General features: G+C 37.3%; 1 protein-coding gene. It reads left to right on the forward strand.

The features are described 5' to 3' along the window. A partial coding sequence (locus FRY74_RS12730; RefSeq protein ID WP_147102220.1) for a SprB repeat-containing protein occupies positions 1-3800 on the forward strand: 3800 nt, incomplete at both ends.

Raw genomic sequence — 3800 nt, forward strand, 5'->3', positions numbered from 1 at the left:
GATAGTTTAACATTGTTAGTTGGAGCTTGTCAGCCAGCAACGAGTACATATGATTTAAGTGGTAATATTTATTTTAGTAATGCACCATCAACCGGAACATTAACAGTGACTGATTGTAATGGAAATGCTGATACTTTAATGCCGCCTTTTGTAAGCCCTTTTGCTTATAGTTTAACAGGATTAACAGCAGATGGATTAGCCTGTGCTATTACGGCTACCTTTTCAGATGATTTAGCTTGTAATGCTAGTATAAATTACAATGCACCAGCATCATGTAATCCTAATTGTGCATTTACAAGTATTAGTGATACCATTGGTTTTTGTGATCCTATCACCAATTTATTCCCTCGCTATGGAGAAGTAACTTTTTCAGATGCACCAGCAACAGGTGTATTAATATTTACTGATTGTGTTGGTAATGCTGACACATTGTTCCCACCATTTACATCTCCTGCATATTATTATTTTGAATCCAATTCAAACGGAACATTAAGTTGTGATGTTACTGCACAATTTACAGCGGATCCAGCTTGTAACATTAATATTGCTCAAGACTACCCTGTTTCTTGTGGATGTCCTGCAGATGCAGGGACTACAGTAGCAGGAGTTTTTGGAGATGGACAAATGGACTATGTATTATGCTATAATGATACTATTATTATAGCATCAAACGGTAATGATATTAGCCCTGATGATGTAGGGCCAATAGGTGGAAGTACCTATAATCCAGGTATTACCTATGGAATTTATAATTGTCCACCAACCCCAAATACTTCACCTGATTTAGATCCTTGTTATACTGGTTTTGTAACAGGAACTATCACCAATTTTGGAGATGTTAATGATGGTGGGTTATTAGGCTTTTTAATAGGTCAAGGATTTACATTTACGAATAATACGGTCTATTTTGCACCTTTAACATTATATAATCAAGACGATTTAGTTTATAACTCAGGATGTGTAAATGTTGGTTTAGCTACCGCTGTTACTTATTTACCTGAGATTACAATATCTAATCCTACCCCAGATTGCCAAGACAGTAGTTTTACCATAACAATTAATGGGGGTTACCCTGAGCTTATAGGGGGTAATTTTACAGCTAGTAATTTGTTGCCGGCAACAGCAAGTTTTGTAAACACAACAACTCCAAATGGAGGTACTATTCAAATTAATGGATTATTGGATGGTGACATGTATAGCTTTGATATTGCAGACACGAATGGCTGTCCAATAACAGTTACAGGAGGACCATTTGTTGGGCTACCAAACGCAAATGCAGGAGCTGATGACACCACGTGTACTTTAACTTATGTAATGTCAGCCATTCCTAGTATTGGAACAGGAACATGGACAGCGCAAGCAGGAGTAAATGTTGCTCCAGCAAATTCAGCAACAGGAACTGCAACAGCTACAACTCCAGGCGCCTACGAATTGTACTGGACAGAAAACAACACTTTAGGTTGTACAGATGTAGATACCGTAGTTATTAGTTTTTCTAATTTATCATACACTACAACACTTATTCAGCCAACTTGTGGTAATGCTAACGGAACAATTACAGTTAATGCTATTAACGGAGTAACTCCATATCAATATAGTAATGATAGCGCATTAACCTATCAAGCACTTGACTCTTTTCCAAATTTAGCAGAAGGAAGTTATGATGTATTTGTAGTTGATGCTTTAGGTTGTGTTCAGTCAAGTGAAGAGGTGTTAATCGATTCTAATTCTCCTGTAATAGATAGCTTAAGTTTAACGCAACCTTTATGTAATGGTGATTTAAATGGTGGGGTGGTTGTTCATGCCACTGGAGGAGGAACTCCATATCAATATAACATAGATGCAGGAGTATTACAATCTGACAGCACCTTTACTGGGTTAACAGGAGCAACACCATATTTATTTACCGTTGAAGATTCATTTGGATGTACAGATACGATGAGTACAGTATTAATTGACCCAATCCTTTTAGTTTTAGATTCAGCTATTGGAACAGATGTAGTTTGTAATGGAGACGATGATGGAACAATTAGTATTTATGCACAAGGCGGAACAGGAACATTATCTTATAGTATAGACAGTGGAGCAACCTTTGTTGCTAGTGCTATATTTAATGGGTTAGCACCAAAAACTTATGGAGTTGTGGTTCAAGATGCTAATAATTGTCAACAAACAATAGATGTTGTAATTGATGAGCCATTGCCAATTAGTATTCCAAATCTGGTAGATTCAGTTGTTTGTTTTGGAACATCAACAGGTCAAATACAGGTCCTTCCTCAAGGAGGGATTTCGCCATACACTTATGGGTGGGCTCCATCTGGAGGAACAGGAACAATTGCAAATAATTTGTCTGCTGGAGCATATACTGTTACAGTAACTGATGCAAACCTATGTCAACAAGATTCTATATTTACTATTTATGAACCTGCTCAATTTGTGTACACGACAGATTTACAAAATTCAAACTGTAATCAACCAGATGGATGGGCAGCTGTAACTTCTTTTGCGGGAGGGACAGGTAATTATACTTATTTATGGGATGCAGCAGCAGGAAATCAAACAACAGATACTGCATTTAATTTAATTCCTGGAAATTATGATGTAACCATTACTGATGGTAATTTATGTGATACAACACTTACAGTTACTGTTGGGAATAATCCAAGCTTTACAACAAATGTTACTGGTGTAGTTAATGCAACATGTAATACATATAGCGATGGTGAAGCTACAGCAAATGGTTCAGATCCTTTAGCAACTTATTCTTTCAGCTGGTCAACAGTTCCAGTTCAAAATACACAAACAGTAACAGGATTGTCTGCAGGAACTTACTATGTAACAATTACTGATGATGCAACAGGATGTTTTGAAAATGATTCGGTTGTAATTACTGAACCTACTCCAGTAACAATAAATAGTGTTTCTCCAAATGTGTCAATTTGTGCAGCACAAACTACAGATATTACAGCAACAGCAACAGGTGGTTCTGGCACAGGGTATGTTTATACTTGGGATAATGGTTTAGGAGTTGGTCAAACGCATACGGTTAGTCCTGCACCAGGAACAGCAATTACTTACCAAGTATGGGCTGTTGATGGTATTGGCTGTCCTTCTGATACAGGAGATGTTACCGTTACCGTTACTCCTGAATTAAGTGTGAGTATTCCATTTCCTGATGTAGATAAGTGTCCATATGATGCTGTTACGATTGGAGCTGTTGGAAGTTTAGGTAATGGTGGTCCTTACACTTATACTTGGACTCCAAATACAGCTATTGATAATCCAAATATTCAAAACCCAACGGTTAACCCAACAACAAATACGGTATACACTGTTGAAATAAATGATGGATGTTCTCCTGCAGTTTTTGAGGTGGTAAATGTAAATAACAATCCATTACCTAATCCATTGGCAGTTGCAGATACATTAAGACTTTGTGAGCAACCTGTTTTACCTTTTACTTTTTATAACACAACCGATACGACTAATGGAATGTTAGATACTACACAAGTAACTTGGCATTTAGGAGATGGTTCTTCTTCGCTTGGTGGTCCATTAACATGGGATTCTATACAACATACCTATAATGGAGCTGGGACTTATACGATTAGTATGACTGCTTATACAACTGCTGCTCAAGGTGGATGTACCTTAACACAAGATGTTGCTGTTGTTGTTGTAAATCCATTGCCAAACCCTGATTTTACTTCAAACCCAAATCCAACAACAATGTTTGAGCCTGAGGTAGATTTCTTAGACATCACTCCAGATAATATTGGAATATGGGAATGGGATTTTGC

This window comes from Vicingus serpentipes, from assembly GCF_007993035.1.
Taxonomy (GTDB): Bacteria; Bacteroidota; Bacteroidia; order Flavobacteriales_E; family Vicingaceae; genus Vicingus; species Vicingus serpentipes.